This is a genomic window from Clostridium perfringens (assembly GCF_016027375.1).
Lineage (GTDB): Bacteria > Bacillota > Clostridia > Clostridiales > Clostridiaceae > Sarcina > Sarcina perfringens.
The window spans coordinates 594,045-613,808 of record NZ_CP065681.1; the positions used below are offsets into that span (position 1 = coordinate 594,045).

Sequence of the window (19,764 nt, forward strand, 5' to 3'; positions counted from 1 at the left end):
TCCCTTGCTCATGAGAGTAAGGGGATACTTAAAAATTCACATTAAACTATGAAGGGAGGACACACCCTTGTTCGAATTAAATAATTTTGATGCTTTACAAATCGGGTTAGCATCTCCAGAACAAATTAGAGAGTGGTCTAGAGGAGAAGTAAAGAAACCTGAAACTATTAACTATAGAACGTTAAAACCTGAGAGAGACGGATTATTCTGTGAAAGAATATTCGGACCTATAAAAGACTGGGAATGTCACTGTGGAAAATACAAAAGAGTTAGATATAAAGGTATTGTATGTGACAGATGTGGTGTTGAAGTAACTAAATCTAAAGTTAGAAGAGAGAGAATGGCTCACATTGAATTAGCTGCGCCAGTATCTCATATATGGTATTTCAAAGGAATACCTTCAAGAATGGGATTAATCCTTGATATGTCACCAAGAGCTTTAGAAAAAGTTCTATATTTTGCATCATATATAGTTATAGATCCAAAAGAAACTTCATTATTAAAGAAACAACTTCTTAATGAGAAAGAATATAGAGAAGCGTGTGACAAATATGGTGAAGAGAGCTTTGTAGCTGGAATGGGTGCAGAAGCTATAAAAACTTTATTATCAGAAATAGACTTAGAAAGAACTGCTGCTGAACTTAAAGAAGAATTAAAGCAAAGCACAGGTCAAAAGAAAGTTAGAATAATAAGAAGATTAGAAGTTGTAGAATCATTCAAATCATCAGGAAATAAACCTGAATGGATGGTAGTAGATGTAATACCAGTTATACCACCTGATTTAAGACCTATGGTTCAATTAGATGGAGGTAGATTTGCTACTTCAGATTTAAATGATTTATACAGAAGAGTTATAAATAGAAATAACAGACTTAAGAAGTTATTAGACCTTGGCGCTCCTGACATAATAGTTAGAAACGAAAAGAGAATGCTTCAAGAGGCTGTAGATGCTTTAATAGATAACGGTAGAAGAGGAAGACCTGTAACTGGTCCTGGAAACAGACCTCTTAAATCATTATCAGATATGCTTAAAGGTAAGCAAGGAAGATTCAGACAAAACCTTCTTGGTAAGAGGGTTGACTATTCAGGAAGATCAGTTATCGTTGTTGGTCCTGAATTAAAAATGTATCAATGTGGTCTTCCAAAAGAAATGGCTTTAGAATTATTCAAGCCTTTCGTTATGAAGAAATTAGTTGAAGACGGAGTTGCTCATAACATAAAGAGTGCTAAGAGAATGGTTGAAAGAGTAATGCCACAAGTATGGGATGTACTTGAAGAAGTTATAGCAGACCATCCAGTATTACTAAACAGAGCACCTACTCTACATAGACTAGGTATTCAAGCATTCCAACCAGTATTAGTTGAAGGTAGAGCTATAAAACTTCATCCACTTGTATGTACAGCATACAACGCTGACTTCGATGGAGACCAAATGGCTGTTCACGTACCTTTATCAGTTGAAGCTCAAGCAGAAGCTAGATTCTTAATGCTTGCAGCAGGTAATATAATGAAACCTTCTGATGGTAGACCAGTTTGTGTACCTACTCAGGATATGGTTCTTGGTTCATATTACTTAACAATGGATAAAGACGGAGCTAAAGGTGAAGGAAAATACTTCGCATCATTTGATGAAGTAATAATGGCTTACCAATTAAAAGAAGTTGATATTCATGCTAAGATTAACGTTAAAGTTACTAAAGAAATAGACGGAGAGCTTAAGTCAGGAATAATCAAAACAACTCCAGGATTTATAATATTCAATGAATGTATACCTCAAGACTTAGGTTTTGTAAATAGAGAAAATCCTGAAGAAATGTTCAATTTAGAAATAGATTTCTTAATAACTAAAAAGTCATTAGGAAAAATAATAGATAAATGTTACTTAAAGCATGGTCCAACTAAGACTTCAATAATGCTTGATAACATAAAAGCAACAGGATATCATTATTCATCAATTGGAGCTGTTACAGTTGCTGCTTCAGATATGATAGTTCCTCAAAAGAAATATGAACTATTAAAAGAAGCTGATGAAACTGTAGATAAGATCGAAAAAATGTATAGAAGAGGTCTTATATCTGAAGATGAAAGATATGAAAGAGTTATAGAAAAATGGACTGAGACTACTGAGGAAGTTGCGGATACATTAATGAATAGTTTGGATAAATTTAACCCAATATTCATGATGGCAGACTCAGGAGCCAGAGGATCTAAGTCACAGATCAAACAGTTAGCTGGTATGAGAGGACTTATGGCGAGTCCATCAGGTAAAATCATCGAGTTACCAATCAGAGCATCATTTAGAGAAGGTCTTGACGTATTAGAGTACTTCATATCTACTCACGGAGCTAGAAAAGGTAACGCCGATACAGCACTTAAGACTGCTGACTCAGGTTACTTAACAAGAAGACTTGTTGACGTAAGCCAAGATGTTATAGTAAGAGAACACGACTGTGGAACTCAAAATGGTATTTACGTTGAAGAAATAAAAGAAGGTTCAGAAGTAGTTGAACAATTAGCTGAAAGATTAACAGGAAGATATACTGCAGAAGATGTTTTCCATCCAGAAACTGGAGAGCTTTTAGCTGCAAAAGATACTTACATGGATCCAATTTTAGCTGAAAAAATAGCTGACACTGGAATTCAAAAAGTAAAAATAAGATCAGTATTTACATGTGATTCTAAGGTTGGAGTATGTACTAAGTGTTATGGTATGAACATGGCAACATCATATAAAATTAATATTGGTGAAGCTGTTGGTATCGTAGCTGCTCAGTCAATCGGAGAACCAGGAACACAGCTTACAATGAGAACATTCCATACAGGTGGAGTTGCTGGAGCAGATATAACTCAAGGTCTTCCAAGGGTTGAAGAGTTATTCGAAGCAAGAAAACCAAAAGGATTAGCAATTGTAAGTGAAGTTGCAGGTACTGTAAGAATAGAAGAAACTAAGAAGAAGAGAACTGTTTATGTTGTTACTGATTCAGGAGAAGAATATAGCTATGACATACCATTTGGATCAAGATTAAAAGTTAAAGATGGTATAGCTATTGGAGCTGGAGATGAAATAACAGAAGGTTCAGTTAACCCACATGATATCATGAGCATTAAGGGTGTTGATGGTGCAAGAGAATACTTACTTTCAGAAGTTCAAAAAGTTTACAGACTTCAAGGGGTTGATATCAACGATAAGCACTTAGAAGTTGTAGTTAGACAAATGACTAGAAAGATAAAAGTAACAGAGCAAGGTGATACTAATTTATTACCAGGTGTAATGATTGATATGTTCGATTTCAGAGCTGAAAATGAAAGAGTTGAAAGCTTTGGAGGAGAAAAAGCTCAAGGAGATATAGTTCTTCTTGGTATTACTAAAGCAGCTCTTGCTACAGATAGTTTCTTATCAGCAGCATCATTCCAAGAAACAACAAGAGTTCTTACTGATGCAGCAATCAAAGGAAAAATTGATCCTCTTGTTGGATTAAAAGAAAATGTTATAATTGGTAAGTTAATTCCAGCAGGTACAGGTATGATGAAGTATAGATCATTAAAATTAAATACTGAAAACAGTAATCAAGAGACTGAAACAATAATTGAGATTGAAGAATAAGATTAATTTTGTTGACAGTAGTATTCTTAGATGATAAAATACAGTTTGTGTGATTAGCAAAGTACTAAGGGATTAACTTGTCTACATGATTATTTACAATGGAGGTAATCTTATGGTAGACAGACTTTTAGGAAAAAAAGTTATTGGCATAAAACAGTCCACAAAAGCTATGAAAAACGGTGAAGGAAAAATTTTGTATGTTGCAAAAAATGCTAACGATAAAATGGTCACTCCATTGGTAGAATTAGCGGAAAAATGTGGAATTGAAATAAAACATGTTAAAAACATGAAAATTCTAGGGGAAATGTGTGGCATAGATGTAAAATCAGCTGTAGCATTAATCTTAGATTAGAGTGTTAACATCTAAAATTTATATAGATAGTTAAATAATTTATCAGGAGGTGAAAGTATGCCAACTATAAGCCAATTAGTAAGAAAAGGCAGAAAAACAGTAGCATCAAAATCAACTGCACCAGCTCTTAAAGAGTGTCCACAAAAAAGAGGAGTTTGTACTGTAGTTAAAACAACTACTCCTAAGAAACCTAACTCAGCGTTAAGAAAAATCGCCAGAGTAAGATTAACTAATGGATACGAAGTAACAGCTTACATTCCTGGTGTAGGCCACAACTTACAAGAGCATAGTGTTGTTCTTATAAGAGGTGGAAGAGTTAAAGACCTTCCTGGTGTTAGATACCACATAGTAAGAGGAGCTTTAGACTCAGCTGGAGTAGCTAACAGAATGCAAGGAAGATCAAAGTACGGTGCTAAGAAACCAAAGCAAAAGAAATAATTGTTGCTTAAACTTAGTTTAAGTGCTATGTCTTCAAGTTTAGATAAATAACTGTTCGAAGTTTAAATATAGATTATGAAGCAAGCACTTTACGACAATCGATTAAGTTGTGTCGAGTACCGATGAACTTAAACAAAAATTGTTAAGGAGGGAAGAAAAGTGCCAAGAAAAGGACATATTGCAAAAAGAGATGTATTACCAGATCCAGTGTACAATTCAAAAGTTGTTACTAAGTTAATAAATAACGTAATGGAAGATGGTAAAAAAGGAGTAGCACAAAAAATATGCTACGATGCTTTCCAAATAATCAATGAGAAAACTGGCAGAGATGCTATGGAAGTTTTTGAGGAAGCAATGAACAACATAATGCCTTTATTAGAGGTTAAAGCTAGAAGAATAGGTGGTGCTAACTACCAAGTTCCAATAGAAGTAAGACCTGAAAGAAGACAGACTTTAGGATTAAGATGGCTTCTTGCAGCTTCAAGAAAAAGAGGCGAGAAGTACATGAGAGAAAGATTAGCTGGAGAATTAATGGATGCAGCTAACAATACTGGAGCAGCTGTTAAGAAGAGAGAAGATACTCACAAAATGGCTGAAGCTAATAAAGCATTTGCTCATTACAGATATTAATAAAATGAAACTGTTTTGGCTAAAAGCCAAAACAGTTTTGTTGAATTTAAAAACACTATACGTTGAGAGGAGGAGTCACAATGGCTAGACAATATCCGTTAGAAAAATTCCGTAACTTCGGAATAATGGCACATATAGATGCTGGTAAAACAACTACTACTGAGCGTATTCTTTTCTATACAGGAAGAAACCACAAAATAGGGGAAACTCATGATGGAGCTTCAACTATGGACTGGATGGCTCAAGAGCAAGAAAGAGGTATAACAATAACTTCTGCTGCTACAACTTGTTTCTGGAAAGGTTATGAATTAAACATAATCGATACTCCAGGACACGTAGACTTCACAGTTGAGGTTGAAAGATCATTAAGAGTTCTTGATGGAGCTGTTACTGTTCTTGATGCTAAGAGTGGAGTTGAACCACAAACTGAAACTGTTTGGAGACAGGCAGACAAGTACGGCGTTCCAAGAATGATATACGTAAACAAAATGGATGCTACAGGAGCAGACTACTACAACTGTATAAACACAGTTAGAGAAAGATTACAAGCTAATGCTGTTGCAATTCAAATTCCAATAGGTCAAGAAGATCAATTCCAAGGAATGGTTGATTTATTAACTAACCAAGCAATAATCTTCAAAGATGACTTAGGAAAAGATATAGAAGTAAGTGATGTTCCAGCTGATTTAGCTGATAAAGCAGAAGAGTACAGAGCTGCTATGATTGAAGCTATAGCTGAAACTGATGAAGAGTTAATGATGAAATACTTAGAAGGTGAAGAATTAACTCTTGAAGAATTAAAAGTTGCTTTAAGAAAAGCTACTATCAACAATGAAATAATCCCAGTTATCTGTGGATCATCATACAAAAACAAAGGTGTTCAACAAATGATCGATGGTGTTGTTGATTACTTACCATCACCATTAGACATACCTGCTGTTAAAGGTACTAACTTAGACGGTGAAGAAGAAGTTAGAGAAGCTTCAGATGACGCTCCAATGTCAGCTTTAGCATTCAAAATAGCTACTGACCCATTCGTTGGAAGATTAGCATTCACAAGAGTTTACTCAGGAGTTTTAGAGAGCGGTTCATACGTATTAAACTCAACTAAGGGTAAAAAAGAAAGAATAGGAAGACTTGTTAAGATGCACGCTAACTCAAGAGAGGAAGTTGAATCATTAGAAGCAGCTGAATTAGGAGCTGTAATAGGTCTTAAGAATACAACTACTGGAGATACTTTATGTACGGAAGCAGCTCCAATAATACTTGAAAAGATGGAATTCCCAGAGCCAGTTATATCTATAGCTATCGAGCCAAAGACAAAAGCTGGTCAAGAAAAAATGGGTATAGCTTTATCAAAGCTTGCTGAAGAGGATCCAACTTTCAAAACTTGGACTGATCAAGAAACAGGTCAAACTATCATAGCTGGTATGGGTGAGCTTCACTTAGATATCATCGTTGATAGATTACAAAGAGAATTCAAAGTTGAGTGTAACGTAGGTGCTCCTCAAGTTGCTTACAAAGAAACTATCAAAAAGGCTGTTGAAGCAGAAGCTAAATTTGCTAGACAATCTGGTGGTAGAGGACAATACGGTCACTGTAAGATAGAAATGATACCAACTGAAGGCGAATATGAATTCGAAAATGCTATCGTTGGAGGAGCTATTCCAAGAGAATACATTCCAGCAGTAGATAACGGAATCAGAGAAGCTGCAGAAAGTGGTATAATAGCTGGATACCCAGTTATAAACTTCAAAATAAGATTATTCGACGGATCATACCATGATGTCGATTCATCTGAAATGGCATTCAAAATAGCTGGATCTATGGCATTCAAAAACGCTATGGCTAAAGCTGATGCTGTATTACTTGAGCCTATAATGAAAGTTGAAATCACTGTACCAGAAGAGTACATGGGAGACGTTATAGGAGATGTTAACTCAAGAAGAGGTAGAATGGAAGGAATGGACTCAAGAAATGGTGCACAAATCATAAGAGCATTCATCCCACTATCAGAAATGTTTGGATACGCAACTGCATTAAGATCAAGAACTCAAGGTAGAGGAACTTATGCAATGGAATTCGATCACTATGATGACGTTCCTAAGAGCATCCAAGAAGAAGTTGCAGGTAAAAAAAATAAATAATTAAAGAAGCTTTTAAAGCTTCTTTAATATATAAATGTATATAATATTTTTAAATTAAAGGAGGAATTTGCAATGTCAAAAGCAAAATTTGAAAGAAGCAAACCACACGTTAACATTGGAACAATCGGTCACGTAGACCACGGTAAAACAACTTTAACAGCAGCTATAACAACAGTTTTAGCACAAGCTGGTGGGGCAGAAGCATTCAAATATGATGAAATAGATAAAGCTCCAGAAGAAAAAGAAAGAGGAATCACAATCAACACAGCACACGTTGAGTACGAAACAGCTAACAGACACTACGCTCACGTTGACTGTCCAGGACATGCTGACTACGTTAAAAACATGATCACTGGAGCAGCTCAAATGGACGGAGCTATATTAGTTTGTTCAGCAGCTGATGGTCCAATGCCTCAAACAAGAGAGCACATCTTATTATCATCAAGAGTTGGAGTTGACCACATCGTAGTATTCTTAAACAAAGCAGATATGGTTGACGACGAAGAATTATTAGAATTAGTTGAAATGGAAGTTAGAGAGTTATTAAGCGAGTACAACTTCCCAGGAGACGACATTCCAGTAATCAAAGGATCAGCTTTAGTAGCATTAGAAAACCCAACTGACGAAGCTGCAACAGCTTGTATCAGAGAGTTAATGGATGCTGTAGATAGCTACATCCCAACACCAGAAAGAGCAACAGATAAGCCATTCTTAATGCCAGTAGAGGACGTATTCACAATCACTGGTAGAGGAACAGTTGCAACAGGAAGAGTTGAAAGAGGAGTTCTACATGTAGGAGACGAAGTAGAAGTAATCGGATTAACTGAAGAAAGAAGAAAAACTGTTGTAACAGGAATCGAAATGTTCAGAAAGTTATTAGATGAAGCACAAGCTGGAGATAACATCGGAGCATTATTAAGAGGTATCCAAAGAACTGACATCGAAAGAGGTCAAGTTTTAGCACAAGTTGGAACAATCAACCCACACAAAAAATTCGTAGGTCAAGTATACGTACTTAAAAAAGAAGAAGGTGGAAGACATACTCCATTCTTCGATGGATACAGACCACAATTCTACTTCAGAACAACAGACGTTACAGGATCAATCAAATTACCAGAAGGAATGGAAATGGTTATGCCTGGAGACCACATCGACATGGAAGTTGAATTAATCACAGAAATCGCTATGGATGAAGGATTAAGATTCGCTATCAGAGAAGGTGGAAGAACTGTAGGTTCAGGAGTTGTTACTTCAATAATCGAGTAATTTTAACTTTTTAAATAAATTTTTTATTAGTACCGATGAACAACGGGAATTTATGCTTAGTTAAAACTCACTTATATACTTAGCGCAAAAGTTTATAAGCTGAGAGTTAACTAAGAAAAGTTTCTAATATATAGACGTATATATTAGAAGACTCTTTAAAATCTAAAATTAACGCGCAATAGTTTTTAATTTAAAAGAGTGTTCATTAAATAGGCCTTTAATATAAAAGAGTGGATATATTATCCTCTCTTTTATTTTTTTGTTGATTTTATAGAAAAAATAAATATAATATAATTTAGGAAAAATATTTTTGGTAAGAATAATAATATAAAATTTTTTTAGGAATAAAATTCTTGTTGAAAAATTAAAAAAATAGTATATTATTAATATTAGTGCTTTATTTTTTTGAACGGTTTTGGGGTAAAGATAGTACATAAATGTATATGTTAAAACTTCTAAAAAAATACTTGAAAAAACATAATATACATAGTATAATGAAGAAGTTGTAAAGCGAACAGCGATGAATCAAGAGGTTGCCGGACTTCCGGGTAATTCTTGATGAGCATGTTAGGATCTAGAATCCGACGACAGGGGTTACGTGTGCATGTCTAAAGTGTGAAACACCAGGGACAGTTTACACAATGCTTACTGTTGTGCGTTAGAAGTAAAGCGTACATGAAAAGGAGGGAAACCAAATGTCAAAACAAAAAATAAGAATAAGATTAAAAGCATTTGATCATACAATATTAGATCAATCAGCTGAGAAAATTGTTGAAACTGCTAAGTCTACAGGAGCAAAGGTTGTTGGACCAGTTCCACTACCAACTGAAAAAGACGTTATAACAATCTTAAGAGCTGTACATAAGTACAAAGACTCAAGAGAGCAGTTCGAAGTAAGAACTCATAAGAGATTAATAGACATCGTTAATCCATCACCAAAAACTGTTGATGCATTAATGAGATTAAACTTACCAGCAGGTGTTGATATCGAAATAAAACTTTAATAGTTTATTTAGATTGAATTAAGAGATTGAACTGTTATGATTGCAGAGGCAATCCGCTAATATGTTTAGGAGGTGTAACCACATGAAAAAAGCTATAATAGGTAAAAAAGTTGGAATGACTCAAATATTCGATGAGAATGGTAGAGTAATCCCTGTAACTGTAGTTGAAGCTGGTCCATGTGTTGTAGTTCAAAAGAAAACAGTTGAAACTGATGGATATGACGCAATACAAGTTGGATTCGGTGAATTAAGAGAAAAATTAGTTAACAAACCAAGAAAAGGACATTTCGCTAAAGCAGGTGTTTCTTTAAGAAGAACTTTAAAAGAGTTCAGAATGGAAGATGTTGCTAATTACAATGTTGGAGACGAAATAAAGGTTGACACATTTGAAATTGGAGACAAAGTAGACGTATCAGGAGTTTCTAAAGGTAAGGGATTCCAAGGTACAATCAAAAGATGGAATGCTAGTAGAGGACCAATGTCTCACGGTTCTAAATTCCACAGAGCACCAGGTTCAATGGGAGCTGCTTCAGACCCATCAAGAACTTTCAAGAACAAAAGAATGCCTGGACATATGGGAGCTAAGAACACAACTGTTCTTAACTTAGAAGTTGTTAAGATAATGCCTGAAAAGAACATCATCTTAATCAAGGGTGGAATCCCAGGTCCAAATAAAGGCACAGTAGTTATAAGAAACAGCGTTAAGGCTTAATTTCTGTAGAAAGGAGGAAGCGTAATGCCTAAAGTAGGTTTATTTAATAAAGAAGGACAACAAGTTGGAGATATCCAATTAAATGAGCAAGTATTCGGAGTAGAAGTAAACAAATATGCTTTACACCAAGTAGTAGTAGCTCAATTAGCTAACAAGAGACAAGGTACTCAATCAGCTAAAACAAGATCTGAGGTAAGAGGAGGCGGAATCAAGCCTTGGAGACAAAAAGGAACAGGTAGAGCAAGACAAGGTTCTATCAGAGCGCCTCAATGGATCAAAGGTGGAGTTGTATTTGCACCAAAACCAAGAGATTACAGAATGTCAATACCAAAGAGCATGAGAAAAGTAGCTATGACTTCTGCTTTAACTAGCAAAGTTGCAGATATGGTTGTTTTAGAAGACTTAACTTTCGAAGCTCCAAAAACTAAGGAAGCAGTTAAAATGTTAAATGCTTTCGAAGCTAAGAAGACATTAATAATAACAGCTGAAGTTAATGAAAATGTATATAAATCAGCAAGAAACATAGAAGGTGTAACAGTTATGCCTGTTAACAACATCAATGTTTATGATTTATTAAACTGCAAAACATTAATGATAACTAAAGAAGCTGTAAACAAAATTGAGGAGGTGTACGCATAATGAAGTTAACAAGCCATGATATAATCAGAAAACCAGTTATAACTGAAAAGAGTATGGCAGCTATGGCTGAAAATAAATACACCTTCATAGTTCATATGGCAGCTAACAAAGTACAAATAAAGAGAGCTGTAGAAGAAGTTTTCAACGTAAAAGTTGCTGACGTTAAGACTATGAGATTCGAAGGAAAAACTAAGAGAGTTGGAGTTCACATCGGAAAAAGAGCTGACTTCAAAAAAGCTGTTATAACTTTAGCAGAAGGTAGCAGCATCGAATTCTTCGAAGGAATGCAATAATAAAAAGCAGGTATTGGTTGAAGGCCAGATAAGCTATAAGAAGGAGGGACAATAATGGCACTTAAAAAGTTTAACCCAACTACACCATCAAGAAGACAAATGACTATGCCAACATTTGAAGAAGTTACTACAAATGCACCAGAGAAGTCACTTCTTGTTTCTTTAAAGAAAACTGGTGGTAGAAACGCACAAGGTAAAATAACTGTTAGACACCATGGTGGTGGAGCTAAGAGAAAATATAGAATAATAGATTTCAAAAGAAATAAGGATGGAATCCCAGCAAAAGTTGCTACAGTAGAGTACGATCCAAACAGATCAGCTTACATAGCACTTGTTGTTTATGCTGATGGAGAGAAGAGATACATACTTGCTCCTGTAGGTTTAAAAGTAGGAGATACAGTAGTATCAGGACCAGAGGCTGATATCAAGCCAGGTAACGCTCTTCAATTAAAACACATGCCAGTAGGTACTTTTGTTCATAACATAGAGTTACAAGCTGGAAAAGGTGGCCAAATGGTAAGATCAGCAGGTACTTCAGCTCAGTTAATGGCTAAAGAAGGAAACTATGCTACATTAAGATTACCATCAGGTGAAATGAGATACGTAAGAATCGAATGTAAAGCTACTGTTGGAACAGTATCAAACACAACTCATGAGATCGTAAATATCGGTAAAGCTGGTAGAAAGAGACACATGGGATGGAGACCAACAGTTAGAGGTTCTGTAATGAACCCTTGCGATCACCCTCACGGTGGTGGAGAAGGTAGATCTCCTATCGGTAGACCAAGTCCAGTTACTCCATGGGGTAAACCAGCACTTGGATACAAAACTAGAAAGAACAAAAAATACTCAGATAGATTCATCATTAAGAGAAGAAACGCTAAATAGTTTGGAGAGAATTAAATATTCTCTTCACAGTTTGGCGGCATAATTAAGTTTATGAAGGGAGGAAATTCTAGTGAGTAGATCAATTAAGAAAGGACCTTTCGTGCATGCAGGTCTTTTAAAGAAAATAGAAGAAATGAACCAAAATGGAGATAAGAAAGTTATCAAAACTTGGTCAAGAAGCTCAACTATATTCCCACAAATGATAGGCCATACAATAGCTGTTCATGATGGAAGAAAACATATCCCAGTTTATGTTACAGAAGATATGGTTGGACATAAATTAGGAGAATTCGTTTTAACAAGAACTTTCAAAGGTCATATTAAAAACGAAAAAACATCAAAGAGAAAATAATAGTATCCGGGAAAGGAGGATCTTTAGATGGAAGCTAAAGCTATAGCTAAATATGTAAGAATGTCTCCAACTAAAGTAGGAGTTGTTCTTGATTTAATAAGAGGAAAGAACGTAAACGAAGCTTTCGCAATTTTAAAATATACTCCAAGAGATGCTGCTGAGGTTATAAGCAAAGTTTTAAAATCAGCGGTAGCTAATGCGGAGAACAATCACGAATTAGATGCTAACAGATTATTCGTTGCAGAAGCACATGTAGGTCACGGACCAACATTAAAAAGATTCAGACCAATGGATCATGGTAAAGCATTCAGAATAAACAAGAGAACAAGTAACATAACACTTGTTGTTAAAGAAAGAGCTTAATAAGGTAAGGAGGGAAAAGCATGGGACAAAAAGTACATCCTCACGGACTAAGAGTTGGTGTAATTAAAGATTGGGATGCAAAATGGTATGCTGATAAGAAAAATTTTGCTGATAACTTAATCGAAGACCAACAAATAAGAAAATTCATAAAGAAAGAACTTTTCTCAGCTGGAATCGCTAAGATTGAAATCGAAAGATCAGCTAAAAGAGTTAAGTTAAACATACACACAGCTAAGCCAGGTGTAATCATCGGAAAAGGTGGTTCAGGAATCGAAAGATTAAAAGCTAGCTTAAAAAATATAATAGCTGAGAAAAATGTTTTAATAAACATTGTTGAGGTTAAGAACGCTGAAACTAACGCTCAATTAATGGCTGAAAACATTGCTGCTCAATTAGAAAAGAGAATATCATTCAGAAGAGCTATGAAGCAAACTATCCAAAGAGCAATGAAAGCTGGCACATTAGGTGTTAAAACTGCTTGTTCAGGAAGATTAGGTGGAGCTGAAATAGCAAGAACTGAGCAATACAATGAAGGAACAATCCCACTACAAACAATAAGAGCTGACATCGACTATGGATTTGCTGAAGCTGATACAACTTACGGTAAAATCGGTGTTAAAGTGTGGGTTTACAATGGAGAAGTTCTTCCAACTAAAAAAGTTGAAAAAAAGGAAGAAGCTAACGCATAATAGGATGCACTAAGAAAGGAGGAATATAACATGTTAATGCCTAAAAGAGTTAAACATCGTAAGGTACAACGTGGTAGAATGAAAGGTAAGGCAACTAGAGGAAACTTTCTAGCTTACGGAGATTTCGGAATCCAAGCTACAACTTGTGGATGGATCACTAGTAACCAAATAGAAGCTGCGAGAATAGCTATCAATAGATATATAAGAAGAGGCGGAAAGCTTTGGATAAAAATATTCCCAGACAAACCTGTAACTGAGAAACCAGCTGAAACAAGAATGGGTTCAGGTAAAGGTTCAGTTGAATACTGGGTAGCAGTAGTTAAACCAGGTAGAGTTTTATTCGAGTTATCTGGAGTTGATGAAGAGAAAGCAAGAGAAGCTATGAGACTTGCTTCACACAAACTTCCTGTAAAGACTAAGTTCGTTACAAGAAGAGATTTTGAGGAAATGGGTGGTGAAGAATAATGAAAGCTAGAGAGTTAAAAGAACTAAGAACAAGCAATCCTCAAGATTTAATAAAGAAATTAGGAGACCTTAAAGCTGAGTTATTCAATTTAAGATTCCAATTAGCTACAGGTCAATTAGAAAACCCAATGAGAATCAGAGAAGTAAAAAAATCAATAGCTCAAATCAAAACAATCATAAGAGAAGAAGAGTTAAAGATTGAGCAGTAATCCTGAAAGGAGGTAACCGCTGTGGAAAGAAATTTAAGAAAAAAGAGATTAGGTAGAGTTGTTTCTGATAAAATGGATAAGACTATCGTTGTTGCGGTTGAAACAAAGGTTAGACATCCACTATACGGAAAAACTGTTAACAGAACAACTAAGTTCAAAGCTCATGATGAAAATAATGAGGCTAGATTCGGAGATAGAGTTCTTATAATGGAAACTAGACCATTATCAAAAGATAAGAGATGGAGACTTGTTGAGATAGTAGAGAAAGCAAAATAGTTTTCTAAAGTCTGAAAGGAGGTTAATTTCATGATACAACAACAAACCTTACTAAAGGTTGCTGACAACTCAGGTGCAAAAGAAATAATGTGCATAAGAGTTTTAGGCGGATCTAAAAGAAAATTCGGAAATATCGGAGATGTAATAGTTGCTAGCGTTAAAAGTGCAACACCAGGCGGAGTTGTTAAAAAAGGCGAAGTAGTTAAAGCAGTTATTGTAAGATCAGTAAGAGGACTAAGAAGAGCTGACGGTTCATACATCAAATTTGATGAAAATGCAGCTGTAATAATAAAAGATGATAAGCAACCAAGAGGAACTCGTATCTTTGGACCAGTTGCAAGAGAGCTAAGAGATAATGAGTTCAATAAAATCTTATCATTAGCACCAGAAGTTCTATAATAAACGATTAGGAGGTGGCTAAGATGAAGGTACATGTTAGAAAGAACGACACAGTAGTAGTTATATCAGGTAAAGATAAAGGAAAAACTGGTGAAGTTTTAAGAGTAATTCCTAAGACTGGTAAAGTAGTAGTTAAAGGAGTTAACTTAGTTAAAAAGCATCAAAAACCTAATAGACAAAACATGCAAGGTGGAATAATAGAAATGGAAGCTGCAATAAACAGCTCAAAAGTTATGTTATTCTGTGAAAAATGCAAAAAGGCTACAAGAATAAGCCATAAGTTATTAGAAGACGGTGCAAAAGTAAGAGTATGTAAGAAGTGTGGAGAAACATTCTAAAATTTGAAAGGAGGTACTTTACGTGAATAGACTTCAAGAAAGATATGAAAAAGAAGTAGTTCCAGCTATGATGGAAAAGTTCGGATACAAAAACATAATGCAAGTTCCTAAAATAGAAAAAGTTGTTATAAACATGGGAGTAGGAGAAGCTAAAGATAATCCTAAGGTTCTAGAATCAGCTGTTAGTGATTTACAAATAATCGCTGGACAAAAGCCTGTATTAACAAGAGCTAAAAAGTCAGTTGCTAACTTTAAAATAAGAGAGAACATGGCTTTAGGATGTAAAGTTACTTTAAGAAAGACTAATATGTACGAATTCGTAGATAAATTAGTTTCAATAGCTTTACCAAGAGTAAGAGACTTCAGAGGAGTTTCAGCTAAAGCATTTGATGGAAGAGGAAACTACTCATTAGGAATTAAGGAACAATTAATATTCCCAGAAATCGAGTATGATAAAGTAGATAAAGTAAGAGGAATGGATATAATCTTCGTTACTAGTGCTAACACAGACGAAGAAGCAAGAGAATTATTAAGATTCCTTGGAATGCCATTCGCTCAATAATAAGGAGGGGATACGCATGGCTCGTAAGGCAATGATCGAAAAATGGAAAAAAGAACCTAAATACAAAACTAGAGCGTATACTAGATGTAGATTATGTGGAAGACCACATTCTGTATTAAAGAAATTCGGAATTTGCCGTATCTGCTTCAGAGAATTAGCTTACAAAGGTGAAATTCCTGGATGTAGAAAGGCAAGCTGGTAATATAACTAGTAGAATGAAAGGAGGCACAATATAATGGTTATGACAGATCCTATCGCAGACTTACTAACTCGTGTGAGAAACGCGAACTCAGTAAGACACGAAGTTGTTGAAGTACCTTCTTCAAGTGTTAAGAAGGCTATCGTAAATATATTATTACAAGAAGGTTATCTTAAAGGAGTAGAGGAGTACAACGATGGTGTAGTTCCTATGATGAGATTAACTTTAAAGTACGGAGCAAACAATGAAAGAGTTATAACTGGTTTAAAGAGAATATCAAAACCAGGTTTAAGAGTTTACTGCAAGAAAGATGAAGTTCCTAGAGTATTAAACGGATTAGGTATCGCTTTAATATCAACTTCAAAAGGATTAGTAGTTGACAGAGAAGCTAGAAAATTAGGATTAGGCGGAGAAGTTATCTGCTACGTTTGGTAATTTTTTAGAGTGAGAAAATAACATAGATTTAAATAGATTGAAGCAAAGAGATGATTTAAAAAAATATAAGGACCAAATTCACAGGAGGTGCGCATTATGTCAAGAGTAGGTAAAATGCCTATAGCTATCCCTGCTGGAGTAACTGTTACTGTAACACCAGAGAACGTTGTTACAGTAAAAGGCCCTAAGGGTGAGTTAGTTAAAGCTATGCACAAAGACATTAATATAGCTGTAGAAGATGCTCAAGTAGTTGTTACTAGACCAAGTGACGTTAAAGAACACAGAGCACTTCACGGATTAACTAGAGCTTTACTTAACAACATGGTTGTTGGAGTAAGCCAAGGTTTTTCAAAAACTTTAGAGTTAAACGGAGTTGGATACAGAGCTCAATTACAAGGAAAGAAACTTGTTATGAACTTAGGATATTCACATCCAGTAGAAGTTGAAGCAGTTGATGGAGTAGACTTCAAATTAGACGGAACAACTAAAGTTATCGTTGAAGGTATCGATAAAGAAAAAGTTGGAGCAGTTGCTGCTAACATCAGATCATGGAGAAAACCTGAACCATACAAAGGTAAAGGAATCAAGTACTCTGATGAAGTTATAAGAAGAAAAGAAGGTAAAACTGGTAAATAATAAATACTAATATAGAAAGGAGTGAACCTTATGTTCAAAAAGGCAGACAGAAAAGAAGCAAGAGAAAGACGTCACCTAAGAGTTCGTAAGAAGGTATTCGGAACTCCAGAAAGACCAAGATTATCTGTATATAGAAGTGAAAAGAACATATATGCTCAAATAATAGACGACGTTAATGCTGTTACTTTAGTAGCTGCTTCAAGCTTAGATAAAGCTATCGAAGTTAAAGGAAGCAACAAAGAAGCTGCTAAATTAGTTGGAGAATTAGTTGCTAAAAGAGCTATAGAAAAAGGAATAAATGATGTAGTATTCGACAGAGGTGGATACGTATATCACGGAAGAGTTGAGGCTTTAGCTAGCGGAGCAAGAGAAGCCGGATTAAAATTCTAATCTACAAGGAGGGGAAATACATGAGAATCGATCCTAGCACACTAGACCTTAAAGAAAAGGTTGTTAGTATAAGCAGAGTTACTAAGGTTGTTAAGGGTGGTAGAAACTTCAGATTCAGTGCGTTAGTTGTTGTTGGAGACGAGAACGGACACGTTGGTGTTGGAACTGGTAAATCTATCGAAATCCCTGAAGCAATAAGAAAAGGAATAGAAGATGCTAAGAAAAACTTAGTAGAAGTTTCAATCGTTGGAACTACTGTTCCTCATGAAATACACGGAAAATTCGGTACAGGAGATGTACTTATAATGCCAGCTACTGAAGGTACAGGAGTTATAGCTGGAGGTCCTGCAAGATCAGTTCTTGAATTAGCAGGATTAAAGGATGTTAGAGCTAAATCATTAGGTTCAAACAACCCAAGAAACATGGTAAAAGCAACTATCAACGGATTAGCTAACTTAAGAACAGCTGAAGATATAGCTAAATTAAGAGGAAAATCTGTTGAAGAGATAATAGGTTAGGAGGGATAGCGATGCTAAAGGTAACATTAGTTAAAAGCTTAATTGGTAGAAAGAAAGACCATATCGCTACTGCACATGCCCTTGGACTTAGAAAAATAGGTAAAACAGTAGAGCATGAGGGAACTCCTCAAATAAAAGGTATGATAAACAAAATAAGTTATCTACTAAAAGTTGAAGAAGCATAATTAAATAGAGCGTTAGAGGAGGTGTAATAACATATGAAACTTCATGAATTAAGACCAGCAGCTGGTAGTAAATCAGCTCCAAAAAGAGTTGGTAGAGGTACTGGTTCAGGCTTAGGAAGAAATGCCGGAAAAGGTGAAAAAGGTCAAAATGCTAGATCAGGTGGTGGAGTTAGACCTGGATTCGAAGGTGGTCAAATGCCATTATACAGAAGACTTCCTAAAAGAGGATTCACTAACCCATTTACAAAACATTTTGTAACAATCAATGTTGATAGATTAAACATATTCGATAATGGAACAGAAGTTACTCCAGAATTACTATTAGAAAGAAGAGTAGTAAGTAAACTAATGGACGGAGTTAAGATCTTAGGAAATGGAAACATAGAAAAGAGCTTAACTATCGCAGGTTGCAAGTTATCAAAGCAAGCAGCTGAAAAAATAGTTGCAGCTGGAGGAAAAGTTGAGGTGAAATAATCGTGCTATCAACCCTACGTAATGCCTGGAAGGTTCAAGATTTAAGAAAAAAAATAATTTGGACTGTATTCTTAATAGCAATTTTCAGGATGGGAAGTTATATTCCTGTTCCTGGAATTGATACAGATAGTCTAAAAGCTTTAACACAATCAGGAAGCTTAGTAAGCTTCTATGATTTAATTTCTGGTGGTTCTTTTAGTAGATTTAGTATATTCGCTTTAGGTGTTGTACCATACATCAATGCTTCAATCATTATGCAACTTTTAACAGTTGCAATTCCTAAATTAGAACAATTATCTAAAGAGGGAGATGATGGAAGAAAGAAAATCCAAAAGATAACTAGATATGCTTCAATTGTTATTGGAGCAATCACTGCTTATGGAAGTTATGTGATAATTAACAATGTTGGCGCACTTAAGAGCAATTCTCCAGTTAGTATGTTTTTAATATTACTAACACTAGTAGTTGGATCAACTTTCTTAATGTGGTTAGGAGATCAAATTACAGTTAAAGGAGTAGGAAATGGTACTTCTTTGATAATATTTGCAAATATATTATCAAGCTTACCAATGACTGGTTATCAAATATATAACTTAAGTAAGATAGGTAAAATAAATGTTGTTGAAGTAGCATTATTTATTTTCTTTACATTAGCTTTATTAGCAGGTGTAATTTACTTATCATTAGCTGAAAGAAGAATTACTGTACAATATGCAGGTAAAGCCGTAGGTAATAAAATGATGAAGGGACAATCAACTCATATTCCATTAAGTATTATTGGAACAACTGTTATAGCAATAATCTTTGCTATGTCTGTTATGAGTTTCCCAACAACTATAGCTCAATTCTTCCCAGAAGCTGGATGGTCACAATGGATTACAGGATCTTCTTACAGTCCTTTCAATGCAAAGACTTGGATGTATCCAGTATTATATGCATTACTGACTATATTCTTTACTTGGTTCTATACTCAAATAACATTTAAGCCAGATGAAATGGCTGAGAATATGCATAAATCATCAGGTTTCATTCCTGGAATAAGACCTGGAAAACCAACAGAGATTTATTTAGAGAAAGTATTAAATAGAATTTCAATGTTTGGTGGATGTTTTGCTGCTATTATAGCAGTAGTTCCTATTTTAGTTGCAAACTATACTCCTTTCCAAGGAATACAGTTTGGAGGAACATCACTGTTAATTCTAGTTTCTGTTTCATTAGAGATAATGAGACAATTAGAATCTCAATTAACAATGAGACATTACCAAGGATTCTTAAAATAGAAATACAAGTTATGGAGATGA

The 19,764-nt window shown here is 35.1% G+C and carries 28 protein-coding genes; all 28 read left to right on the forward strand.

Going from position 1 to position 19,764, the window contains the following annotated elements; genetic code table 11:
• Positions 1 to 67 precede the first annotated feature (67 nt).
• The 28 genes from rpoC to secY all read left to right on the forward strand — a co-directional run bounded on the left by rpoC (position 68) and on the right by secY (position 19,743).
• Complete coding sequence (gene rpoC / locus I6G60_RS03025; protein ID WP_003460614.1) at positions 68 to 3,604, forward strand: DNA-directed RNA polymerase subunit beta'; 3,537 nt, start codon at positions 68 to 70, stop codon at positions 3,602 to 3,604.
• 112 nt (positions 3,605 to 3,716) lie between these two features.
• Entirely contained in the window at positions 3,717 to 3,956 is a 240-nt protein-coding gene (locus I6G60_RS03030) for a ribosomal L7Ae/L30e/S12e/Gadd45 family protein (protein WP_003452175.1), read from the forward strand.
• 57 nt (positions 3,957 to 4,013) lie between these two features.
• Entirely contained in the window at positions 4,014 to 4,394 is a 381-nt protein-coding gene (rpsL, locus tag I6G60_RS03035) for a 30S ribosomal protein S12 (RefSeq protein WP_003452165.1), read from the forward strand.
• Positions 4,395 to 4,553: 159 nt separating this feature from the next.
• Positions 4,554 to 5,024, forward strand: a complete 471-nt coding sequence (gene rpsG / locus I6G60_RS03040; protein WP_003452182.1) for a 30S ribosomal protein S7 — start codon at positions 4,554 to 4,556, stop codon at positions 5,022 to 5,024.
• A gap of 80 nt (positions 5,025 to 5,104) precedes the next feature.
• Positions 5,105 to 7,171, forward strand: coding sequence for an elongation factor G (gene fusA, locus I6G60_RS03045; RefSeq protein ID WP_003460612.1), 2,067 nt, complete (start codon positions 5,105 to 5,107; stop codon positions 7,169 to 7,171).
• A 72-nt stretch (positions 7,172 to 7,243) separates the two neighbouring features.
• A complete protein-coding gene (gene tuf / locus I6G60_RS03050; protein ID WP_003452162.1) occupies positions 7,244 to 8,437 on the forward strand; it encodes an elongation factor Tu in 1,194 nt (397 codons plus the stop codon).
• A gap of 695 nt (positions 8,438 to 9,132) precedes the next feature.
• The gene (gene rpsJ / locus I6G60_RS03055; RefSeq protein WP_003479233.1) at positions 9,133 to 9,441 is read left to right on the forward strand and encodes a 30S ribosomal protein S10; all 309 of its coding nucleotides are present in this window, start codon (positions 9,133 to 9,135) and stop codon (positions 9,439 to 9,441) included.
• Positions 9,442 to 9,523: 82 nt separating this feature from the next.
• Positions 9,524 to 10,153 carry a 50S ribosomal protein L3 gene (gene rplC, locus I6G60_RS03060; protein WP_003476250.1) on the forward strand — a complete coding sequence of 210 codons (630 nt, stop codon included), beginning with the start codon at positions 9,524 to 9,526 and terminating at the stop codon, positions 10,151 to 10,153.
• Positions 10,154 to 10,177: 24 nt separating this feature from the next.
• The gene (rplD, locus tag I6G60_RS03065) at positions 10,178 to 10,792 is read left to right on the forward strand and encodes a 50S ribosomal protein L4 (protein ID WP_003454270.1); all 615 of its coding nucleotides are present in this window, start codon (positions 10,178 to 10,180) and stop codon (positions 10,790 to 10,792) included.
• Entirely contained in the window at positions 10,792 to 11,085 is a 294-nt protein-coding gene (rplW, locus tag I6G60_RS03070) for a 50S ribosomal protein L23 (RefSeq protein WP_003454311.1), read from the forward strand. The genes rplD and rplW overlap by 1 nt, the downstream gene beginning before the upstream one ends.
• Positions 11,086 to 11,139: 54 nt before the next feature.
• Positions 11,140 to 11,973 carry a 50S ribosomal protein L2 gene (rplB, locus tag I6G60_RS03075; protein WP_003460473.1) on the forward strand — a complete coding sequence of 278 codons (834 nt, stop codon included), beginning with the start codon at positions 11,140 to 11,142 and terminating at the stop codon, positions 11,971 to 11,973.
• Between the two features lie 70 nt (positions 11,974 to 12,043).
• The gene (gene rpsS, locus I6G60_RS03080) at positions 12,044 to 12,325 is read left to right on the forward strand and encodes a 30S ribosomal protein S19 (RefSeq protein ID WP_003454422.1); all 282 of its coding nucleotides are present in this window, start codon (positions 12,044 to 12,046) and stop codon (positions 12,323 to 12,325) included.
• Between the two features lie 27 nt (positions 12,326 to 12,352).
• Complete coding sequence (gene rplV, locus I6G60_RS03085) at positions 12,353 to 12,688, forward strand: 50S ribosomal protein L22 (protein ID WP_003454177.1); 336 nt, start codon at positions 12,353 to 12,355, stop codon at positions 12,686 to 12,688.
• Between the two features lie 20 nt (positions 12,689 to 12,708).
• Complete coding sequence (gene rpsC / locus I6G60_RS03090; protein WP_003454406.1) at positions 12,709 to 13,377, forward strand: 30S ribosomal protein S3; 669 nt, start codon at positions 12,709 to 12,711, stop codon at positions 13,375 to 13,377.
• A 30-nt stretch (positions 13,378 to 13,407) separates the two neighbouring features.
• A complete protein-coding gene (gene rplP, locus I6G60_RS03095; protein WP_003454381.1) occupies positions 13,408 to 13,842 on the forward strand; it encodes a 50S ribosomal protein L16 in 435 nt (144 codons plus the stop codon).
• Entirely contained in the window at positions 13,842 to 14,051 is a 210-nt protein-coding gene (rpmC, locus tag I6G60_RS03100; protein ID WP_003454396.1) for a 50S ribosomal protein L29, read from the forward strand. Before rplP ends, rpmC begins: the two co-directional genes overlap by 1 nt.
• A gap of 21 nt (positions 14,052 to 14,072) precedes the next feature.
• Positions 14,073 to 14,327, forward strand: coding sequence for a 30S ribosomal protein S17 (gene rpsQ, locus I6G60_RS03105; protein WP_003454312.1), 255 nt, complete (start codon positions 14,073 to 14,075; stop codon positions 14,325 to 14,327).
• A gap of 30 nt (positions 14,328 to 14,357) precedes the next feature.
• Positions 14,358 to 14,726, forward strand: a complete 369-nt coding sequence (gene rplN, locus I6G60_RS03110; RefSeq protein ID WP_003454425.1) for a 50S ribosomal protein L14 — start codon at positions 14,358 to 14,360, stop codon at positions 14,724 to 14,726.
• A 23-nt stretch (positions 14,727 to 14,749) separates the two neighbouring features.
• Positions 14,750 to 15,064, forward strand: coding sequence for a 50S ribosomal protein L24 (gene rplX / locus I6G60_RS03115; protein WP_003454257.1), 315 nt, complete (start codon positions 14,750 to 14,752; stop codon positions 15,062 to 15,064).
• Between the two features lie 22 nt (positions 15,065 to 15,086).
• Positions 15,087 to 15,626 carry a 50S ribosomal protein L5 gene (gene rplE, locus I6G60_RS03120; RefSeq protein WP_003454431.1) on the forward strand — a complete coding sequence of 180 codons (540 nt, stop codon included), beginning with the start codon at positions 15,087 to 15,089 and terminating at the stop codon, positions 15,624 to 15,626.
• Between the two features lie 16 nt (positions 15,627 to 15,642).
• Positions 15,643 to 15,828: a type Z 30S ribosomal protein S14 gene (locus I6G60_RS03125; protein ID WP_003470274.1), complete on the forward strand. Its 186-nt coding sequence runs from the start codon at positions 15,643 to 15,645 to the stop codon at positions 15,826 to 15,828.
• Positions 15,829 to 15,861: 33 nt separating this feature from the next.
• Positions 15,862 to 16,260 carry a 30S ribosomal protein S8 gene (gene rpsH / locus I6G60_RS03130; RefSeq protein ID WP_003454446.1) on the forward strand — a complete coding sequence of 133 codons (399 nt, stop codon included), beginning with the start codon at positions 15,862 to 15,864 and terminating at the stop codon, positions 16,258 to 16,260.
• Between the two features lie 96 nt (positions 16,261 to 16,356).
• Entirely contained in the window at positions 16,357 to 16,896 is a 540-nt protein-coding gene (gene rplF / locus I6G60_RS03135; RefSeq protein WP_003454268.1) for a 50S ribosomal protein L6, read from the forward strand.
• A 30-nt stretch (positions 16,897 to 16,926) separates the two neighbouring features.
• Positions 16,927 to 17,286: a 50S ribosomal protein L18 gene (gene rplR, locus I6G60_RS03140; protein ID WP_003454424.1), complete on the forward strand. Its 360-nt coding sequence runs from the start codon at positions 16,927 to 16,929 to the stop codon at positions 17,284 to 17,286.
• A 20-nt stretch (positions 17,287 to 17,306) separates the two neighbouring features.
• A complete protein-coding gene (rpsE, locus tag I6G60_RS03145) occupies positions 17,307 to 17,804 on the forward strand; it encodes a 30S ribosomal protein S5 (protein ID WP_003454272.1) in 498 nt (165 codons plus the stop codon).
• Positions 17,805 to 17,809: 5 nt separating this feature from the next.
• Complete coding sequence (rpmD, locus tag I6G60_RS03150) at positions 17,810 to 17,989, forward strand: 50S ribosomal protein L30 (protein WP_034824315.1); 180 nt, start codon at positions 17,810 to 17,812, stop codon at positions 17,987 to 17,989.
• 33 nt (positions 17,990 to 18,022) lie between these two features.
• The gene (rplO, locus tag I6G60_RS03155) at positions 18,023 to 18,463 is read left to right on the forward strand and encodes a 50S ribosomal protein L15 (RefSeq protein ID WP_003454379.1); all 441 of its coding nucleotides are present in this window, start codon (positions 18,023 to 18,025) and stop codon (positions 18,461 to 18,463) included.
• Positions 18,464 to 18,465: 2 nt separating this feature from the next.
• Positions 18,466 to 19,743 (forward strand): preprotein translocase subunit SecY, encoded by a 1,278-nt coding sequence (secY, locus tag I6G60_RS03160; protein ID WP_003460476.1) that lies wholly within the window; start codon positions 18,466 to 18,468, stop codon positions 19,741 to 19,743.
• Positions 19,744 to 19,764 lie beyond the last annotated feature (21 nt).